The sequence below is a fragment of the Ochrobactrum teleogrylli genome (assembly GCF_037482325.1).
GTDB lineage: Bacteria > Pseudomonadota > Alphaproteobacteria > Rhizobiales > Rhizobiaceae > Brucella > Brucella teleogrylli.
This window is the reverse complement of record NZ_JBBHKQ010000001.1, coordinates 882976-902023: the sequence shown is the minus strand read 5'-3', so window position 1 is coordinate 902023 and position 19048 is coordinate 882976. Positions and strand designations below refer to the sequence as shown.

Here is a 19048-nt window from a genome sequence, read left to right as displayed (position 1 = left end):
ATACCGAACCATGCATCATGTCGCTCTAAAGGAGGGCTAACACATGCGTCACGTAGATTTTTCCCCGCTTTATCGTTCCACGGTTGGTTTCGACCGGCTCTTCACCATGCTTGATTCGCTCGCTTCGCCGGAAGGTAGCCAGTCCTATCCGCCGTATAATATCGAGCGCACCGGTGAGAACACCTATCGTATCACCATGGCCGTTGCGGGCTTTTCCGAAAGCGAACTCGAAATCGAAGCCCATCGCAACCAGCTGACCGTGAAGGGCCAGAAGGCTGACGAAAAGGCGTCCGATATCGGTGAAGTGCTTTATCGCGGTATTGCTTCGCGTGCTTTCGAGCGCCGCTTCCAGCTTGCCGATTTTGTCGAAGTCGCTGGTGCAAGCCTCAAGAATGGCCTTCTGCACATCGACCTCAAGCGCGAGATTCCTGAACAGATGAAACCGCGCAAGATCGAAGTCGCCAAGGCTGGTTCCGACAGCGCTCAGCAGATCGAAGCGAAAACCGCGCATTAATCGCGGATAAGCCTATAGATATGAGAAAGGCGGCGCTGCAAAGCGCCGCCTTTTTTGTTTAAGCGATCATGTCGCCGAACCGATCCACATCTTCTTCCGTATTGGCGAAGCTGGTCACGAAGCGGGCGAAAATTTCGCCCTCGCTGATGCGGTTTTCTTCCGAATGCGGCGGGTTCCAGTCATAGAAGATGGCTCCCGCATTGCGCAGACGGTCATAGACCGACTGTTTCATGATGGCGAAGACTTCATTGGCTTCCGGCTTCCAGGCAAGCCGCATCTGGCTCGATGCATTGACGTGCCCCGCGAGACGGGCCGCCAGCGCGTTCGAATGACGCGCCAGTTCCAGCCAGAGGTCGTCCTGCAGATAGGCGTCGAACTGGGCCGCCACAAAGCGGGTCTTCGAAAAGAGCTGCGCGGCGCGCTTGCGGATGAAAGGCAGATCCTTTGCGCGGGCCGGGTCCATGAACACCAGCGCTTCCGCACACCAGCAGCCATTCTTGGTGCCGCCGAAGGAGACGATATCGACGCCCTGTTTCCAGGTCATTTCAGCCGGGGTCAGGCCCAGTGTAACCAGCGCATTGGCGAAGCGGGCGCCATCCATATGCAGCGGCAGACCGGCATCGCGGCAGATTTTGGAAATGGTGGCGATTTGTTGCGGTTGATAGAGCGTGCCGACTTCCGTAGCCTGCGTGATGCTGACGGCCATCGGCTGTCCGGCATGGACGAAAGCCGGGTTGAAGCGCTTCAGTTCGCGCTTGAGAAGCTCGGGGTCGATACGGCCCAATGCGCCATCGATCGGATGCAGCCGCGCGCCGCCGGTGAAATATTCAGGCGCGCCGCATTCATCCTCGATGACATGCGCTTCGCGGTGCACCAGCGAAACGCCGCCCGGACGGTTGACGCTGGCCAGCGCCAGCGAGTTGGCGGCCGTTCCGGTTCCGACGAAAAAGACGGCCACTTCGCGCTCGAACACCTCGTTGAAACGTTGTTCAACGCGCTTGTCGAGTTCGCTCGCGCCATAGGCGGCGGCAAAACCGGCTGCATGCAGCGAAAGGCTTTCGGCGATTTTCGGATGGGCGCCCGCCCAGTTGTCTGAAGCAAAATGCACGGTTGTCTCCACTCGCAACGATTCCAGTGTGTCAGCGACAGCTGCTGCCGACTGTCTATAACGGGACTTGAGAAAGGCGATAATACTGAAAATGATGAAAAAACGGACGCGGCCTGTCACTTTTCCATGCTTTGTGCGTTCACCTTAAGCCGCGCCAAACTGACGCAATAAGCCGTATGCGCAATTAAAATTCTCAAAGATATGCACATGCGACATTTTATTACGGAAGTGGCTGAGAAAAATTGCGTTTCCATCTTGTGAGGCAATTTGAATTCTGTCATACGTAATTAGGACAGCAATGCTGTCCAATTAGAAGCTGAGGCAGACGGAAAACATGGGTTGAACCCCGCGCCGCCGGTTTCAGAAATAAAAGCGCTGTGCTGCCAGGCCAATGGCCTGACGGTCACCGGCGCTCCGACTGTGACAGGGGAGATTCGAGTGCGCCTTTATTTGGCGGGCTGGGTGTCGTCTGTCCGAGCCTGATGAGAATAAGGCGCTAAACATCGTTCCTCGCACCGGCTTTGCCCGCTTGGCTCTGCCATTTGCCCGGAACCTCGTCCAACGCCTTGTCGATAAGGCTTTCCATAGAATGAATACACCAGCGAGATGGTTGTCACCATCTCGGTATATACTGATCGCGCGCCTCATGAAGAGGGCCAAACGGAGGGAATGACGATGACGCATTTGACGCCATCTGTAACGAATGTGGTTTCTCACAACGTGCAGAACGAAAACGTCAAAGCTGCGACGACGGCTTCCACCCGAACGACGCGAAAAACGAAAGCGGCAGGCGTCCCACCTGCTCAAGGTCTTTACGATCCGCGCAACGAACATGATGCGTGCGGCGTTGGCTTCATTGCCCATATGAAGGGCAAAAAGTCGCATGAGGTCGTGGAAAACGGCCTCAAGATGCTGGAAAACCTCACTCATCGCGGCGCCGTGGGCGCTGATCCGCTGATGGGCGACGGCGCTGGCATTCTCGTACAGATTCCAGATCGCTTTTTCCGCGAGGAAATGGCGCGGCAGGGCATCGACCTGCCGCAGCCGGGCCATTATGGCGTGGGTTACCTATTCATGCCGCGCGACGCCCAGCTGCGCGCCCATGCGGAAGAAATCGTCAAGGAAGTGATCGCTGCCGAAGGCCAGCAGTTCATCGGTTTCCGTGAAGTGCCGGTCGATAACTCGTCGCTGTCGAAGGCGCCGGATATTGCCGCGACCGAACCATTCCATGTTCAGGTTTTCATCGGGCGCAACCCGATGCTCGAAACCGACGACGAGTTCGAACGTCGCCTGTTCGTGCTGCGCAAGGTCATTTCCAACCGCATCTATCAGGAAAATGACGGCGACGATAACGGCTTTTATGTCGTGTCCATGTCGGCGCGCACGGTCGTCTATAAGGGCATGTTCCTGGCTTATCAGGTCGGCGCCTATTATAACGATCTGCGCGATCCCCGCTTCGAAAGCGCGGTGGCGCTGGTTCATCAGCGTTTCTCGACCAACACCTTCCCCTCCTGGCGTCTGGCTCACCCTTACCGCATGGTTGCGCATAACGGTGAAATCAACACGCTGCGCGGCAATGTGAACTGGATGGCGGCGCGTCAGGCTTCGGTCGATAGCGAACTGTTCGGCAACGACATTTCCAAGCTCTGGCCGATTTCCTACGAAGGCCAGTCGGATACGGCTTGCTTCGACAATGCGCTCGAATTTCTGCATCAGGGCGGCTACAGCCTCGCCCATGCGATGATGATGCTGATCCCGGAAGCATGGTCCGGCAACAAGCTGATGTCGGATGACCGCCGCGCCTTCTACGAATATCACGCTGCCCTGATGGAGCCATGGGACGGTCCTGCTGCCGTGGCCTTCACCGACGGTCGCCAGATCGGCGCGACGCTGGACCGTAACGGCCTGCGTCCGGCCCGTTACATCGTGACCGACGACGATTTCGTCATTCTGGCTTCCGAAGCTGGCGTTCTGCCGGTGGACGAAAAGAAGGTCGTCAAGAAGTGGCGTCTTCAGCCGGGCCGTATGCTGCTCATTGATATGGAAGAGGGCCGCATCGTTTCCGACGATGAAATCAAGTCGCAGATCGCGCAGAAGCATCCCTACAAGCAGTGGCTTGGCAACACCCAGCTCATTCTGGAAGACCTCAACCCGGTCGAACCGCGTGCGTTGCGCAAGGATGTGAGCCTGCTCGACCGCCAGCAGGCCTTCGGCTACAGCCAGGAAGACACCAAAATCCTGATGTCGCCGATGGCGACCACCGGTCAGGAAGCTATCGGCTCGATGGGCACGGATACGCCGATTTCGGCCATGTCCGACAAGTCGAAGTTGCTGTTCACCTATTTCAAGCAGAACTTCGCGCAGGTCACCAACCCGCCGATTGATCCGATCCGTGAAGAACTGGTGATGAGCCTCGTCTCCTTCATCGGTCCGCGCCCGAACATTTTCGACCTGATCGGCAATTCGCGTCGCAAGCGTCTGGAAGTGCGCCAGCCGATCCTGACCAATGGCGATCTGGAAAAGATCCGCTCCATTGGTCATACGGAAGATCGCTTCGACACCAAGACGCTCGACATCACCTATAATACGGGTGAGGGTGCTGCCGGTATGCATGGCGCCATTGAGCGTCTGTGCGACCGCGCCGAAGCGGCTGTTCATGGCGGCTACAACATCGTCATCCTGTCCGACCGTCAGGTCGGTCCGGACCGCATTCCGATCCCGGCTCTGCTGGCGACGGCTGCCGTGCATCATCATCTGATCCGCAAGGGTCTGCGTACCTCAGTCGGCCTCGTGGTCGAATCGGGCGAGCCGCGCGAAGTGCATCACTTCGCCTGCCTTGCCGGTTATGGTGCGGAAGCGATCAACCCGTATCTCGCCTTCGACACGCTACTCGACATGCATCGCCGTCGCGAATTCCCGCCGGAAGTCGATGAATATGAAGTGGTCAAGCGCTACATCAAGTCGATCGGCAAGGGCATTCTCAAGGTCATGTCCAAGATGGGCATCTCGACTTACCAGTCCTATTGTGGCGCGCAGATTTTCGATGCGGTCGGCTTGCAGTCGAGCTTCGTCGACAAGTTCTTTTTCGGCACGGCCACCAGCATCGAAGGTGTTGGTCTGGACGAAATCGCGGAAGAGACCGTGCGCCGTCACACCGATGCCTTCGGTAACGACCCGGTTCTGTTGACCTCGCTCGAAGTCGGCGGCGAATATGCCTACCGCATGCGCGGCGAGGCACATTTGTGGTCGCCGGATGCGGTTGCCAAGCTGCAACATGCAGTGCGCACTTCGAACCCGGACACCTTCACCGAATATACCAGCATGCTCGACTCCAAGTCGGCGCAGGCCAAGACCATTCGTGGTCTGTTCGATATTCGCTTTGCCGAAGAACGCGGCCTCAAGCCGGTTTCCATCGACGAAGTCGAACCTGCGGCTGAAATCGTCAAGCGCTTCTCGACCGGTGCCATGTCCTTCGGCTCGATCTCCAGAGAGGCGCATACCACGCTGGCGCGCGCGATGAACGCCATTGGCGGCAAGTCGAACACGGGTGAAGGTGGCGAAGAGCCAGATCGTTTCTATCCGCTGCCGGACGGCAAGCCGAACCCGGAACGCTCTGCGATCAAGCAGGTGGCGTCGGGCCGTTTCGGTGTGACGACGGAATATCTGGTCAACTCCGATCTGATCCAGATCAAGGTTGCGCAGGGTGCAAAGCCGGGCGAAGGCGGTCAGCTGCCGGGTCACAAGGTCGATGCGACCATCGCCAAGACCCGTCACTCGACGCCGGGCGTTGGCCTCATTTCGCCGCCGCCCCACCATGACATCTACTCGATCGAAGATCTGGCGCAGCTGATCTACGACCTGAAGAACGTCAACCCGGCTGCCGATATTTCGGTCAAGCTGGTCTCGGAAGTGGGTGTCGGCACGGTTGCCGCCGGTGTTGCCAAGGCACGCGCCGACCACATCACGGTGTCGGGTTATGATGGTGGCACGGGCGCTTCGCCGCTCACCTCGCTGAAGCATGCCGGTAGCCCATGGGAAATCGGCCTTGCTGAAACTCACCAGACGCTGGTGCTGAACGGGCTTCGCTCTCGCGTGGCGCTTCAGGTCGATGGCGGCTTGCGGACCGGTCGCGACGTGGTCATTGGCGCGCTGCTCGGTGCCGACGAGTTCGGTTTCTCGACAGCTCCGCTGATTGCTGCTGGCTGCATCATGATGCGTAAGTGCCATCTGAACACTTGTCCCGTCGGCGTGGCGACGCAGGACCCGGTTCTGCGCAAGCGCTTCAAGGGCACGCCGGAACATGTCATCAACTTCTTCTTCTATCTGGCGGAAGAAGTGCGTGCGCTGCTGGCCTCGATGGGCTTCACCAAGCTGGAACAGATCATCGGCGAGACCGAGCTTCTGGAAAAGCAGGCGATGATCGATCATTGGAAGGCCAAGGGTCTCGATTTCAGCCGCATCTTCTACAAGCCTGAGGCCGAAAAGCACGAGATCTACTGGACCGAGCGTCAGCATCATCCGATTGAAGATGTTCTCGACCGTAAGCTGATCGAGCAGGCCCTGCCTGCGCTTGAAGACCGCAAGCCCGTCAAGATCGACATTGGCATCAAGAACGTTGACCGTTCTGCCGGTGCCATGCTGTCGGGCGAAGTTGCCAAGCGGTTCCGTCACAAGGGCCTGCCGGACGACACCATCGCCGTCACGCTTCGCGGTACGGCTGGCCAGTCCTTTGGTGCGTTCCTGGCGCGCGGCATCTCGTTCGAGCTGATCGGCGATGGCAACGATTATGTCGGCAAGGGCCTTTCGGGTGGCCGCATCGTCATCCGTCCGCCGGAAGATACGCGTATCGTCGCCGAAGATTCCATCATCGTCGGCAATACGGTGCTTTACGGTGCGCTTGAAGGCGAGTGCTATTTCCGCGGCGTTGCAGGCGAGCGTTTCGCCGTCCGTAACTCCGGTGCAGTCACGGTTGTCGAAGGCGTGGGTGATCACGGTTGCGAGTACATGACCGGCGGTGTCGTCGTGGTTATCGGTCAGACGGGTCGCAATTTCGCGGCGGGCATGTCGGGCGGTGTCGCCTATGTGCTCGACGAGGAAGGTGATTTCGCCCAGCGCTGCAATATGGCGATGGTCGAGCTGGAACCGGTGCCGGAAGAAGACGACATCCTCGAAAAGCTGCATCACCATGGCGGTGACCTCATGCATAAGGGCCGTGTGGACGTTTCGGCCAATATGACCCATCATGATGAGGAACGTCTGGTGCAGCTGATCGCCAACCATCTGCATTACACAGGCTCGACGCGGGCGAAGGACATTCTCGACAATTGGGAGAGCTATCGTCCCAAATTCGTGAAGGTCATGCCGGTCGAATACCGTCGCGCTCTGGAAGAGATGGAGCGTGCGCAGATCGGTGTCGCGGCTGAGTGATCCTGACAAGCGGAGCCCGACCTTCGGGTCGGGCGCCCTTCGCCATATGAAGAGATAACAACGTCCTGACATGCCTGCGCGTTAAAGATAACGCGGCGGACAGGGCAACTTCCGGCAAAGCAGACCATGCGCTGGTCTCAGGCCGAGGGGAGTAGAAGAATGGGTAAGGTAACTGGTTTTCTAGAGATCGACCGTCAGGTGGCAAAGTACCAGCCAGCGTCGGATCGTATCCGCCACTTCCGCGAGTTCACCATTCCGATGACGGATGGTGAAGTGCAGAAGCAGGCTGCGCGCTGCATGGATTGCGGCATTCCGTTCTGCCATGGGCCAACGGGCTGCCCGGTGCACAACCAGATCCCGGACTGGAATGATCTGGTCTATAACAACAATTGGGATCAGGCGATCCGCAACCTGCATCTGACCAATAATTTCCCGGAATTCACCGGTCGCGTCTGCCCCGCACCTTGCGAGGAAGCCTGCACGCTGAACCTCGAAGACACGCCGGTTGCGATCAAGACGGTCGAGCAGGCGCTGGGCGACAAGGCCTATGAGCTTGGCTATATCGTGCCGCAGCCTGCCGCCAACAAGACCGGCAAGTCGGTTGCCATCATCGGTTCCGGCCCGGCTGGGCTTGCTGCCGCACAGCAGCTTGCCCGTGCCGGTCACATGGTGGATGTCTATGAGCGCGAAAGCCGCCCCGGCGGTCTGCTGCGTTACGGCATTCCGGATTTCAAGATGGAAAAGCACCACATCGACCGCCGCGTGGCGCAGATGGAAGGTGAGGGCGTCCGCTTCCTGTGCGGCGTGAATATCGGCGTCGACAAGCCGCTGCGCGGTCTTCTCGATACCTATGATGCCGTGCTTTACAGCGGCGGCTCCGAAACCCCGCGCCCCGCAGGCATTCCCGGTGCCGATCTGGAAGGCGTTTTCGACGCCATGCCTTATCTGGTCCAGCAGAACCGCCGCGTCGGTCGCGAGAACATCGAATCCGTTGCATGGGCTTCGGCGCCTATCCTCGCTGGTGGCAAGCACGTCGTCGTGGTCGGCGGTGGCGATACCGCTTCGGACTGCGTCGGCACGGCCTTCCGTCAGGGCGCAGTAAACGTTACGCAGCTCGATATTCGTCCGCAGCCGCCGGAAAAGGAAGACAAGCTCAGCGTCTGGCCTTATTGGGCGACCAAGATGCGCACCTCTTCCAGTCAGGCTGAGGGTGCTTCGCGCGAATTTCAGGTCGCGACGCTGGAATTCATCGGCGAAGAAGGCCGCCTGACCCATGTGAAGTGCTGCCAGGTGGACGAAAAACGCAAGCCGATTGCCGGTTCGGAATTCTTCATCAAGGCCGATCTTGCATTCATTGCCATCGGCTTTGCCGGTCCGGGTGAGGACAGCGTGATCAAGGAACTGGGCGATAAGCTTGATGTCGCAACCGATCGTCGCGGCTCCAAGTCGGTCAAGGCCAATGAGCACGACTATCGCACCAATGTCGACAAGCTCTATGCGGCAGGCGACGTTCGCCGCGGCCAGTCGCTGGTCGTCTGGGCGATCCGCGAAGGCCGTCAGGCCGCACACGCCATCGATGCTGATCTGATGGGAAGTTCGGTTTTACCTCGCTAAAGCTACGATATTTCGACCTATAAAGTGCACCGAAAACAAAAAGCCGCATCAAAATGCGGCTTTTCGTTAGAAACGGGAACAGTTTCAGTTCACAAGATCCCGGCCTTTGGTTTCAGGTGTGGTGATCATCACATAGATTGCGGGAATGGCCATCAGTGTTGCATAGACCGCAACTGCGAAGGGTGTACCGAATATTTCGAGCAACCATGTGCCGATGATGGGGGCGAGCGCTCCGCCGAGGACTGTGGCGACCGAATAGGATGTCGACATAGCTGTATAGCGAACACGTGCAGGGAAGAGTTCGGTGAAATAGGCCGACATGCCGCCCACGATAATGCCGTGGAAAGAGAGGGTCAGCACCGTTGCCCATGTAAGCGTCGCAGTGTCTGCGCCCGGAGGCAAGCTGAAAAGCCAGAAGCCAGCGCCGATACCGCCGACGAGCCCTACCAGCGTGACTGCCCGGCGTCCGATCCGGTCAGCGGTCGCGCCAGCGGCGAGGATGACCGCGACTTCGGCAATCGAGCCGACGAACAATGCGCCCAGCGCTGCCTCACGTGGCACCTTGAGAAACACAGTGGCCAATACGATGAAGAATGTGGAGAAGAGGTAGAACAGTGCGCTTTCGCCAGCCTTGACGAACAGGACGCGCAGCATGTTTCCGCCCTGGGTCGAAATTGCTTCGCGCAGCGGGGCTTTGACCGGTTCATTTTTCTGTTCCTGAAGTTGGACGAAGGCGGGCGATTCTTCGACCTTGCGACGGACCCAAAGGCCAAGACCGATCAGCAGGATGGAAGCAATGAACGGGATACGCCATGCCCATTCGACAAAGGCTTCCGATCCGAAATGACCGATGACGGCACCGATAACGGCTGTGGCGATCACATTGCCAGCCGGTCCGCCGATCATCGGAAAGCCGGTCCAAAGCCCACGTTGTTTGGCTGGAAGGCTTTCCGCAATCAGCACCAGTGCGCCAGTGGATTCACCACCAATGGCAAAGCCTTGCAGCAGGCGCATGAGAAGAAGCAGGAGCGGTGCGAACACACCGATCTGCTGGTAGGTTGGGAGCAGGCCCATGGCGACCGTCGCGCCGCCCATCAGGAATAGGCTGATGACGAGCGCCTGTTTGCGGCCGATCCTGTCACCCAGAACGCCGAAGAACCAGCCACCCGCCGGGCGGGCAATGAAGCCCACGGCCTGGGTGGACAGGGCTGCGATCAATCCGGTGATCGGATCGACAGCCGGAAAAAATGCGGTGTTGAAAACAAGCGCGGCGCAAAAGGCGAAAACCGCGAAATCATACCACTCGATGATCGTGCCGGTGCTGGCCGCGAAAAGAAGTCGTATCGACGATTTTTGCGTCTGCGCGGCGTCCACTGTCCCCGCCGGTGCTGATGTGCTCATGGGTGCTCCTCCGCTGCACAGAATTTTAAAAGCCGGTTCCTCGATACCGGCCCCCTATAATCGTATCATTTGCAACGATGTCAAGTTCATTGCAATAGCAACGTTACATATGCAAGGAACTGGAGTGGCGTTTTTAGGAGATATGCAGACCGCAGGAGCGGCGGGCAACGTTTAATAGTGGTGTGAACCGTCTGGGGAGCAGTCGAGGTTTGAGGTCTTCCGTGAACAGCAATCTTTACGGTCTTCGGATGGGCCGTGTTTGTGAAAAAGCCTTTGAAATTGTTCGTCCATTCCGTGAAACTGTTTGAAATGCAAAGACTTTGTGAGGGGGTATGTAATGCGTATGGAAACGTTCTTTCCCTATCGGCTTGCGATTGTCGCGGAAGCATTTTCCCGGCAACTCGTTGCAGTCTATGGCCATAAATATGGGCTGATGCGAGAAGAATGGCGTTTCTTGTTTCTGCTTGCGGAGGCAGGGTCCATCGATTCGGTGCAGCTAGCCCAGCGCACATCGCTCGACAAGGTGCAGGTCAGCCGCGCCGCCAGTCGGCTTGAGGCAAAAGGTCTGATTGTCCGTGCCGTATCCGAAGAAGACCGGCGTTTGCGGCACTATGCCATCACGAATGCGGGACAGGCCCTGTTTCAACAAGTCTTTGGCGAGGTCGATGCCAGGGCCAATGCCATATTGGGCGCCATGTCCGAGTCGGACAGGCAGGCGCTGGAAACCGGCATTGCCGCGCTGCACAACGCCGTAAGGCAGGTGACTGCGGCAGAATAAGACGAACCCTATCGCGCGGGGTGCGCGCCGGAGAGGCGCGCAAGCCCGTCGAGAAAATGCCCGGCGTCCGGGCCCAGCTCTTTCAGGATCTCCGCCTGAAATTCGTCGGCGATCTTGCCAAGGCGATGCATCAGCGCTTCCCCCTTGGGGGTGAGGGCGAGTACAATCAATCTGCGGTCGATATTGTTATCCGACTTGTGCAGCAGGCCAGCACTTTCCAAACGCGTTGCAGCCCGGCTGACAATCGACTTGTCGAGATTGACGCGGGTGTTGATGTCGCGAATGCTGACTTCGCCGCTACGATAGAGATGCGCCAGCACGCGCCATTCGGGAATGGTCAGCCCTGCCTCGGCGGCGTAGCGTCTTGAAAACCGCTCGCTGATCCGCTGGGCCACGACACTCAGCTGATAGGGCAGGAAACTGTCGAGTTCGAACGCCATGCACGTCTCCTTTTTGCAGGAAAGGAGCAGAGTTTCATTGCAAATACAACGGAAAAACAAGCTCTGCACAAGAAGCGTTGACTTCGTTGCATTCGCAACGTTATTATCGTTGTTAGTGCAACGAATTTGCCGGGAGGAATAATCATGACCATTCAAGCGATCCCGCAGGGCATGGTCCGCGCATCGGTAACGACCGGAACCGTAGAGGGCTATATGCCCGGTTTCGGCAACGACTTTGAAACCGAAGCGCTGCCGGGCGCATTGCCGCAAGGCCAGAATTCACCGCAGAAATGCAATTACGGGCTTTATGCCGAGCAGCTGTCCGGCACCGCTTTCACCGCGCCCCGCGGTCAGAACGAGCGGACCTGGTGCTATCGCATTCGCCCGTCCGTTCATCATACGGGCCGTTTCAAGCTGATTGACGTGCCCTACTGGAAGACTGCGCCCAATCTGCCGGTCGGCGATCCGCAGCGGCGCAATATCACCAGTCTTGGCCAGTATCGCTGGGACCCCATCCCGTTGCCGGGGCCGGACGAAGACCTGACGTGGATCACCGGTATGCGCACCATGACCACGGCGGGCGATGTGAACATCCAGATCGGCATGGCAAGCCATGTCTATCTGATCACCCGCTCGATGGAGGACGAATATTTTTACTCCGCCGACAGTGAATTGCTGATCGTACCGCAGGAAGGACGTCTGCGTTTCTGCACGGAGCTTGGCATCATCGATCTTGAGCCCAAGGAAATCGCCATTATCCCGCGCGGTCTTGTCTATCGCGTCGAGGTGCTTGAGGGACCATGCCGCGGTTTCGTCTGCGAGAATTACGGTCAGAAATTCGATATGCCGGGTCGTGGTCCTATCGGCGCCAACTGCCTTGCCAACCCGCGCGATTTCAAATCGCCGGTTGCAGCCTATGAGGACAAACAGGCGCGCTCGCGTGTTGTCATCAAATGGTGCGGCCAGTTCCACGAGACATGGATCGACCATTCGCCGCTCGACATTGTGGCGTGGCATGGCAATTACTGCGCCTATAAATATGACCTGCGCACCTATTCTCCGGTCGGGGCGATTCTGTTCGACCATCCCGATCCGTCGATCTTCACAGTACTGACAGCACCGTCGGGTCAGGAAGGCACGGCCAATATCGACTTCGTGCTGTTTCGCGAACGCTGGCTGGTGGCGGAACATTCATTCCGCCCGCCATGGTATCACAAGAACATCATGTCCGAGCTTATGGGCAATATTTATGGCGTCTACGATGCCAAGCCGCAGGGCTTCGCGCCGGGCGGCATCAGCCTGCACAATTGCATGTTGCCGCACGGGCCGGACCGCGACGCATTTGAAGGCGCGTCGAATGCGGAACTGCGCCCGGAAAAGCTCGACAATACGATGAGCTTCATGTTCGAGACCCGCTTCCCGCAGCATCTGACGGAATTCGCCGCGCACGAGGCCCCCATGCAGGAAGAATATATCGAGGTCTGGGACCATCTCGAAAAGAAGTTCGACGGCACGCCCGGCGTGAAGTGATGCGCGATGCATCGGGTGCTGCGGTTTCCAATTCCCGGCACTCGAAGACGATGATTTTGAAATGAGGAGATGGACATTGGCTTTGATCCGGTCCTGGGTGGAGAGCGCCAATCATGCAGATTGCCCCTTTCCCCTGAACAATCTGCCCTATGGTGTGTTTTCGGTAGACGGTGATGCACCGCGTTGCGGCGTTGCCATTGGCGATATGATACTCGATCTCGATAAATGCGAAGCGGCGGGCCTCATCGATGCCGATGGCACTTTCGCCCAGCCGCAGCTCAATGGCTTCATGGCGTTGGGCCGCGCCAGATGGGACGAGGTGCGGGCAGCGCTGACGGAGCTTTTGCGCGAAGGCGGCGACACCAGCCTGCCCTTGGTGCCAATGGCCGATGCGCGGTTACATCTGCCGATCCGCGTGACGGAATTTACCGATTTCTACGCATCGAAAAATCATGCCTTCAACGTGGGCGTGCTGTTTCGCGGGCCGGAAAACGCTTTGCCGCCGCAATGGACCCATATGCCGATCGGGTATAATGGCCGCGCCTCCTCTGTGGTGGTGACGGGCACGCCGATCCGCCGCCCCATGGGACAGACCAAAGGCGAACAGGGGCCGGTATGGGACCGCTGTAAAAAGCTCGATCTGGAACTGGAGTTGGGCGCTATCGTCGGCATCGACAGCACGATGGGCGAACGCGTTAGCGTCGAGCAGGCGGAGGACATGATCTTCGGCTATGTGCTGCTCAATGACTGGTCCGCCCGCGATATCCAGGCTTGGGAATATCAGCCGCTGGGGCCTTTCCAGTCAAAGGCTCTGGGGACGACCATTGGTGCATGGGTTGTGACGCAGGCCGCACTTGAGCCGTTCCGCAGCGCAGGCCCGGAGCGCGTCAATCCGCTTCTGCCTTATCTGCAGCAAGACCGGCCGGGATTGTACGATCTCGCCATCGGCTGGACCATGAACGGCCAACGCATGGCAGAGACAAATTACAATGTCATGTATTATTCGAGCGCGCAGCAACTGGCGCACCATACCGAAACCGGCTGCCCGATGCGGGTTGGCGATCTGCTTGGTTCCGGCACGATTTCCGGGCCGAGCCTTGAACAGACCGGCGCGCTTCTGGAAATGACGCAGAACGGCAAGAACCCGGTTACGGTGAATGGCGAAAGCCGCACCTTCATCGAGGATGGCGACGAGATTGCCTTGTTTGCGGAAGCGAGAGGCGATGGTTATCGCATCGGTTTTGGACCCTGCGTCGGCCAGATTCTTCCGGCACAGCCATGACGGTGACTTTATATGATTACTGGCGCTCGTCTTCGGCCTATCGCGTTCGTCTCGCGCTGGCCTTGAAGGGGATTGCCTATGATCGGGTGCCGGTAGACCTCACTGCGGGTGCGCAGTTTTCGCCCGAGCATCTGGCGCTGCATCCGCAGGGTCTTGTGCCCGTTTTGAAAATTGACGGGTTGGTGCTGGTGCAGTCGCTGGCGATCATCGAATATCTGGACGAGACGCGGCCAGACCCGGCCCTGCTGCCGCGCGATGCAGCGGGCAGGGCGCATGTCCGCGCATTGGCTGACGCAATCGCCTGCGAAATCCATCCGGTTTCCAACCTTCGGGTCTTGGCGCAGGTCGAAGCGCTCGCGGGCAAGGAAGCCCGCGCAGCGTGGAACAAGGATAATATTGCTCGTGGTCTGGCTGCTTTCGAAAAGCTGCTCGACCATCGGGGTTTTGAAGGTCGCTTCTGCTATGGCGACACGCCGGGCATGGCCGATTGTGTGCTGGTTCCCCAGCTTTACAATGCAAGCCGTTGGGGCGTCGAATGGGAGAACCTTCCGCGTATTGCGGCGGTGGCAAAGGCCTGCGGAGAGCTACCGGCGTTTGAGGCTGCTGCTCCAGAACAGTTTCGGCCAGAATAGGCAATTTGCATAGACAGACAGAAAATCCCGGCACAAGTGCCGGGATTTTTGTTTTCGGCATCAGCTTTTTGCTGCCGTGACATTGATCGTGACGGCAATCGTCTTGGACACCCATTCCGCAGCCGGATCGGAAAACATCCCGAGATTAAGCGCTGCGCGATCAAGCTCGATATTGCCGTCCACGGTGGCGATGTTACCTTCCGGTTTGTAGGTAAAGGGCAGAACGACCGGCACGGCCTTGTTCTTGATCGTCAGGATAGCGTCGGCTTCATAGCGCTCGCCGCCGAGCGAGCGGAAGCTCTTGGTTTCGAAATGCGCTTCTGGAAAGCGCCGGGGATTGAACCATTCCCCATTCTTGAGCGAACTTTCCTGCGTGGCATCGCCGGTTGTGGCCGAGCCGGTATTGACTGTGATCACGGCTTTCGATCCGGCAAGATTGTCGGGATCGAAGCGAATATTGCCGGTCCACTCGCTGAAATGCCCGGCGAAGTCCTTGCCTGCATGGGTGCCGGTGAAGCGGATGGCCGATACAGCCGGATCAATAGCCCAGCTGGTGGCATTGGCGTCTGCCGTTGTGGCTTCTGCGGCTGGGGAGGCCGCCACCGGCGTCGCTTCTGCGACGGTCAGCTGTGCTGGCGGAGGGGTTGTGGGCAGATGCACGGTAAAACCCGCAAGCCCGATCATGACGATGAAGGCGATCCCGAGACCGCGTGGCAACATCGCCCTTCCGGGAAGCGCCGTGTCCCCATGATCCTTCGCGCGCAGGAAAGGCAGCATCTGGGCCAGCACGCCGTCGCGGTCAATCAGCTGGTGTTTCAGCGCAGCGGCAACATGCAGGACAATGAGAGCGGCACCCCCATAGGCCATATAAGCATGGGCGCCCATGGCACCGAAGGCAACATTGCGCATGCCGTCCATGGCTGGAATTGGTGGAACGTCGAACAGACCGAACCACGAGGTCGATACCATCAGCGGGCGATCCGTGCTGATCGCCCAGCCGGTCGAGACATAGACCCAGCCGGTCAGTGGAATGGCCAGCAGCAGTGCATAAAAGGCAATATGGGTTGCGCGCGCCAGCACGCGTTCCCAGTCCTTCATGTCCGATGGCAGTGCCGGAACCGGGTGGGTCAGACGCCAGATCACGCGAAGCAGGGTCAGGGCCAGAATTGCGAAGCCGATGGATTTATGCAGCTGGAACAGCTGATAGGCGAGCTGCTGCGTGTCCGGCTTGTTGATGGCCCTTACCATCCACCAGCCCATCGGGATCATGGAAATGACGAGAATGGCAATCGCCCAATGCAACAGAATGGCAATCGCGCTGTAGCGGGAGGACGTTGAGCGGGGATGAGTGTTCATGGTCATCCTGACGGGTCGGGGCCCAGATGCCGCCATTGCGACACCGGGCAAAAATTTCGTGATTGAAATGTCGCAAGCCCACCGGCCCGGCTTGGGAGGAGGCGCAGCCGGTGGGTTTCAGTCAAGCGCGCGTCAGCTCGCTTCCTGAATGAACTCCCCATCGAAACGAATGGTGATTTCCGGGCCGACCGGGCCAAGCGGCTGACCGAATTCGGTGCGGTTGAAAGTGCCTTCAGCGGCAAATCCGACCGCAGGCACGCCTTCATAGGGATGGCTGTCGATTGCGCCTTGGAGCGTCGCCTTCAGTGTGACGGGCTTGGTCACCCCCAGAAACGTGAGGTCGCCTGTGACGTCAGCCGTTGTTGCGCCGGTCGACGTAACCTTGGTGGACTTGAAGGTGATTGTCGGGTGGGCGTCACTGTTCAGGAAGTTGGGCGAGCGGCTGACATCTTCGTCCCAGGTTGCATAACCGGAAGAGGCATGCGTGGCCTTGTAGTCCGCCGGATAGGCAGTGGCGACGGAAGTGGGATCGATGGTCACTTCGATCGAGGAATTTTCGATTTTGGCCGGGTCGAGCTTCAACGTAGCCTCGAACTTGTTGAAGCGGGCGGTATAGTTGGAAATCTGGTTATGCCTCAGGGACCACAGCAAGGCTGCATGTGTCGGATCAAGCTTGTAGGTCCCAGCCGGTGCCGTTGCCTCGCTTGCCGCCGATTGGGCGAAGGAAACGCCCGTTGTTGCGCCGAGCATTCCCAGAGCGATGACTGCAGAGAAAATGCGCTGCCCGTTCGTTTTCATAACCAAGAATCCCTTCTGTTTTGATTGACAGGAGGATTATGAAAAATGAGGGCATACACGTTGAAATGAATTAATGTTGAGGAACTTCCTCTTGAAATGAATAGCCATCGAAACGGTTCATTTGAATGGTTTCCGAGAGAGCCGATCCGATAGTAATATTAGAATATTATTTTAGAGAAATCGGCAATACGGTATAATTTTCCGATATTTATAGCGGCCTTTTCTGGGGGAATACGTGCAAAACCACCCTTATCGGATTTAATTTCGCCGACGCGACAGGTCGATTCAGCCGCAGCAAGCGAACCGCATTTAGCCGGCCAAGGCGGCGCTCAGCAGCAACGCGCCGGTAAGCGCGATGAAAAGGGCGGCGCAGACCTCGATTGCTGCCTTCAATCGCCCGGACATGGCGTTGTTGCCCGCAAAACGCAGGGCGACATTCTTGGCTGTGACCGCCAGTGTGGCGAGAAAAGCCACGGTGAGAAACGTGCCGAAGGCCATGGCGAAAACGGAGAGTAATCCGCCCAGCATCAGGCCGTTGAGCAGCGCGAAGGTCAGCACGATCAGGGCCCCGGAACAGGGGCGAAGACCGACCGAAAAAATCGCCGACCAGGCCGTTGTCCAGTTGAAGTTGTCGCCAAGTGTCGAGGGATCGGCGATATGGGCATTGCCACAGGCGGCGCAGACATCGCTATCCCCGATGAAGGCGTGGTCCGTCGCAGTCGCCGCCGCTGCGGCTGGCTTGTAGTTGAGCTTGACCGTGCTGCCGCCTGCTGCCGCGCGCGTGGCCTGCGAAATGCTGCCCTGCCATGCCGGGCCGCTTGCCATGGCCGGTTGCGGTGCACTCGCAAAAAGCGGTGCTGCGTTTTTGGGTTTGCGGAACAGAAGCGGCAGCTTGCGGGCCAGAAGCCACAGGCCGAAGAACAGGACCAGCGCGAAGCTGGCAATCTCCATATAGCGCGCCGTCTGGTTCATAGAAATGCCGGTGCCGCGCAGCACGAGCCATGCGAGGCCAACAACGACAATCGCCATAATGGCCTGCAACAGCGACGAGATGAAAGACAGGAAAATGCCGCGCCGCAGCGCTGTTTCATTGGCGATCATATAGGAGGAGATCACCGCCTTGCCGTGGCCGGGACCGGCGGCATGAAATATGCCATAGATGAAGGAAAGACCGATGAGGATGGACGCCTGCCACGGGTCTTCGCGCATGGCTTTCAGCGCGGTGGTCATGGCCAGATAGAATGCGCGCTGCTGCTCGTTCATCCAGAGAATGATATGCGCGAACGGTCCGGTCGGCGTCATGGCCACTTCATTCGCACCGATGCCAAGCGACGATTGCGCAAGCGCCTGCGCGGCGAGGATCGTCAGACCAAAGGTGAGTATGAGCGTTGCCGTTTTCTTCATCGGCTCGTCTATCCTTTCGCGGCGCAGTCGATTTCAAGGCGGGTGGCGAAAATCTTCGACATGTCGGTGCCCGCCGGATCGTTGAAGAAGGCCTCGGTCAGCGTTGCCTGATTTTGCGCGATGGCCTGATCGGGATCGGGGCGCACGACGGTCGATTTGCAGCCCTGCGGCAAACCCTTCACCACAAGTTCCTTGTCGTCCACATAGTCAATCGCGGTATAGAATGTCGGGTCATAGACGCCGAAACTCACCTTGTGGCCGGGCTGCAGCTTGAGCGGCTTGGCGGGCTTGCTGGTGAAGACGATCAGCAGGCGGTTGTCGGTAAAGGTCGCGGCAAGATCGTTGGGTCTCACCATCGCGACATCCTTGCCATCCTCCTGAACGGTCTGGAAATATTTGAACTCTGCAATGGATTCATTGATGACATGGCCGAGATCGATCAGCTCTTTATGGTCGAGCTTGAGATCGCCATTCTTGTCGAATTCCATCAGCACGGTTGACGAAAACACATCGTCGAAGCGCCAGACATGGGCGAGCTGCTGAACCGTGCCGTCCGGCGCAATGGTGAGTTCCAGACGCGCTTCGGCAAAGACATGCGGGTGGGCAAGCGCCGCCGTCGGCACGAGGCCAGCAGCCAGAAGGGCCGCTGTGGTGGTCCGGGCGAACCGGGCTTTGAACCGCGATGACGAAACCTGCATATAGTCTTTCCGTAAGTACTACCTAATGCTCGAAGCCGAAGACGGCGAAAGTGGGACACATAGCCC

General features: G+C 58.4%; 14 protein-coding genes. 7 read left to right on the top strand and 7 right to left on the bottom strand.

Going from position 1 to position 19048, the window contains the following annotated elements; genetic code table 11:
- Positions 1 to 43 precede the first annotated feature (43 nt).
- Positions 44 to 514 carry an Hsp20 family protein gene (locus WIX40_RS04190; protein WP_109367764.1) on the top strand — a complete coding sequence of 157 codons (471 nt, stop codon included), beginning with the start codon at positions 44 to 46 and terminating at the stop codon, positions 512 to 514.
- A gap of 58 nt (positions 515 to 572) precedes the next feature.
- Here the strand turns inward: WIX40_RS04190 and WIX40_RS04185 are convergent, their stop codons facing one another.
- Positions 573 to 1622, bottom strand: a complete 1050-nt coding sequence (locus tag WIX40_RS04185; protein WP_171318642.1) for a threonine aldolase family protein — start codon at positions 1620 to 1622, stop codon at positions 573 to 575.
- A gap of 675 nt (positions 1623 to 2297) precedes the next feature.
- On the opposite strand from WIX40_RS04185, the gene gltB reads away from it, so the two are divergent.
- Positions 2298 to 7049 (top strand): glutamate synthase large subunit, encoded by a 4752-nt coding sequence (gltB, locus tag WIX40_RS04180; RefSeq protein ID WP_339438687.1) that lies wholly within the window; start codon positions 2298 to 2300, stop codon positions 7047 to 7049.
- A gap of 159 nt (positions 7050 to 7208) precedes the next feature.
- Positions 7209 to 8663 carry a glutamate synthase subunit beta gene (locus WIX40_RS04175; RefSeq protein ID WP_121539232.1) on the top strand — a complete coding sequence of 485 codons (1455 nt, stop codon included), beginning with the start codon at positions 7209 to 7211 and terminating at the stop codon, positions 8661 to 8663.
- An 84-nt stretch (positions 8664 to 8747) separates the two neighbouring features.
- On the opposite strand, the gene WIX40_RS04170 is transcribed toward WIX40_RS04175, so the two are convergent.
- The gene (locus tag WIX40_RS04170; protein ID WP_339438684.1) at positions 8748 to 10064 is read right to left on the bottom strand and encodes an MFS transporter; all 1317 of its coding nucleotides are present in this window, start codon (positions 10062 to 10064) and stop codon (positions 8748 to 8750) included.
- Positions 10065 to 10401: 337 nt separating this feature from the next.
- Here WIX40_RS04170 and WIX40_RS04165 point away from each other — a divergent pair, with 337 nt between their 5' ends.
- Entirely contained in the window at positions 10402 to 10842 is a 441-nt protein-coding gene (locus WIX40_RS04165) for a MarR family winged helix-turn-helix transcriptional regulator (protein ID WP_339438682.1), read from the top strand.
- An 8-nt stretch (positions 10843 to 10850) separates the two neighbouring features.
- Here the strand turns inward: WIX40_RS04165 and WIX40_RS04160 are convergent, their stop codons facing one another.
- Positions 10851 to 11282, bottom strand: a complete 432-nt coding sequence (locus WIX40_RS04160) for a MarR family winged helix-turn-helix transcriptional regulator (RefSeq protein WP_109367760.1) — start codon at positions 11280 to 11282, stop codon at positions 10851 to 10853.
- 144 nt (positions 11283 to 11426) lie between these two features.
- Between WIX40_RS04160 and hmgA the strand changes: the two genes are divergently transcribed.
- The 3 genes from hmgA to maiA all read left to right on the top strand — a co-directional run bounded on the left by hmgA (position 11427) and on the right by maiA (position 14726).
- Positions 11427 to 12812 carry a homogentisate 1,2-dioxygenase gene (gene hmgA, locus WIX40_RS04155; RefSeq protein WP_109367759.1) on the top strand — a complete coding sequence of 462 codons (1386 nt, stop codon included), beginning with the start codon at positions 11427 to 11429 and terminating at the stop codon, positions 12810 to 12812.
- Positions 12813 to 12873: 61 nt separating this feature from the next.
- Entirely contained in the window at positions 12874 to 14094 is a 1221-nt protein-coding gene (gene fahA, locus WIX40_RS04150) for a fumarylacetoacetase (protein WP_371834118.1), read from the top strand.
- Positions 14091 to 14726, top strand: a complete 636-nt coding sequence (gene maiA, locus WIX40_RS04145; RefSeq protein WP_339438677.1) for a maleylacetoacetate isomerase — start codon at positions 14091 to 14093, stop codon at positions 14724 to 14726. Before fahA ends, maiA begins: the two co-directional genes overlap by 4 nt.
- A 60-nt stretch (positions 14727 to 14786) precedes the next feature.
- Here maiA and WIX40_RS04140 read toward each other — a convergent pair whose 3' ends face one another.
- The 4 genes from WIX40_RS04140 to WIX40_RS04125 form a co-directional block, all read right to left on the bottom strand.
- A complete protein-coding gene (locus tag WIX40_RS04140; RefSeq protein WP_339438675.1) occupies positions 14787 to 16082 on the bottom strand; it encodes a cytochrome b/b6 domain-containing protein in 1296 nt (431 codons plus the stop codon).
- 132 nt (positions 16083 to 16214) lie between these two features.
- Positions 16215 to 16880 (bottom strand): YceI family protein, encoded by a 666-nt coding sequence (locus WIX40_RS04135; protein WP_140023493.1) that lies wholly within the window; start codon positions 16878 to 16880, stop codon positions 16215 to 16217.
- A gap of 309 nt (positions 16881 to 17189) precedes the next feature.
- The gene (locus WIX40_RS04130) at positions 17190 to 18284 is read right to left on the bottom strand and encodes a nickel/cobalt transporter (RefSeq protein ID WP_339438671.1); all 1095 of its coding nucleotides are present in this window, start codon (positions 18282 to 18284) and stop codon (positions 17190 to 17192) included.
- 8 nt (positions 18285 to 18292) lie between these two features.
- Positions 18293 to 18982, bottom strand: a complete 690-nt coding sequence (locus WIX40_RS04125; RefSeq protein ID WP_140023495.1) for a DUF1007 family protein — start codon at positions 18980 to 18982, stop codon at positions 18293 to 18295.
- Positions 18983 to 19048 lie beyond the last annotated feature (66 nt).

Excerpts from the sequence above, each read along its gene's own strand:
- WIX40_RS04160 (WP_109367760.1), bottom strand. The coding sequence starts at position 11,282 with ATGGCGTTCGAACTCGACAGTTTCCTGCCCTATCAGCTGAGTGTCGTG.
- WIX40_RS04170 (WP_339438684.1), bottom strand. The coding sequence starts at position 10,064 with ATGAGCACATCAGCACCGGCGGGGACAGTGGACGCCGCGCAGACGCAA.
- gltB (WP_339438687.1), top strand. The coding sequence starts at position 2,298 with ATGACGCATTTGACGCCATCTGTAACGAATGTGGTTTCTCACAACGTG.
- WIX40_RS04135 (WP_140023493.1), bottom strand. The coding sequence starts at position 16,880 with ATGAAAACGAACGGGCAGCGCATTTTCTCTGCAGTCATCGCTCTGGGA.
- WIX40_RS04130 (WP_339438671.1), bottom strand. The coding sequence starts at position 18,284 with ATGAAGAAAACGGCAACGCTCATACTCACCTTTGGTCTGACGATCCTC.
- WIX40_RS04125 (WP_140023495.1), bottom strand. The coding sequence starts at position 18,982 with ATGCAGGTTTCGTCATCGCGGTTCAAAGCCCGGTTCGCCCGGACCACC.
- maiA (WP_339438677.1), top strand. The coding sequence starts at position 14,091 with ATGACGGTGACTTTATATGATTACTGGCGCTCGTCTTCGGCCTATCGC.
- WIX40_RS04140 (WP_339438675.1), bottom strand. The coding sequence starts at position 16,082 with ATGAACACTCATCCCCGCTCAACGTCCTCCCGCTACAGCGCGATTGCC.
- hmgA (WP_109367759.1), top strand. The coding sequence starts at position 11,427 with ATGACCATTCAAGCGATCCCGCAGGGCATGGTCCGCGCATCGGTAACG.
- WIX40_RS04190 (WP_109367764.1), top strand. The coding sequence starts at position 44 with ATGCGTCACGTAGATTTTTCCCCGCTTTATCGTTCCACGGTTGGTTTC.
- WIX40_RS04175 (WP_121539232.1), top strand. The coding sequence starts at position 7,209 with ATGGGTAAGGTAACTGGTTTTCTAGAGATCGACCGTCAGGTGGCAAAG.
- fahA (WP_371834118.1), top strand. The coding sequence starts at position 12,874 with ATGAGGAGATGGACATTGGCTTTGATCCGGTCCTGGGTGGAGAGCGCC.
- WIX40_RS04165 (WP_339438682.1), top strand. The coding sequence starts at position 10,402 with ATGCGTATGGAAACGTTCTTTCCCTATCGGCTTGCGATTGTCGCGGAA.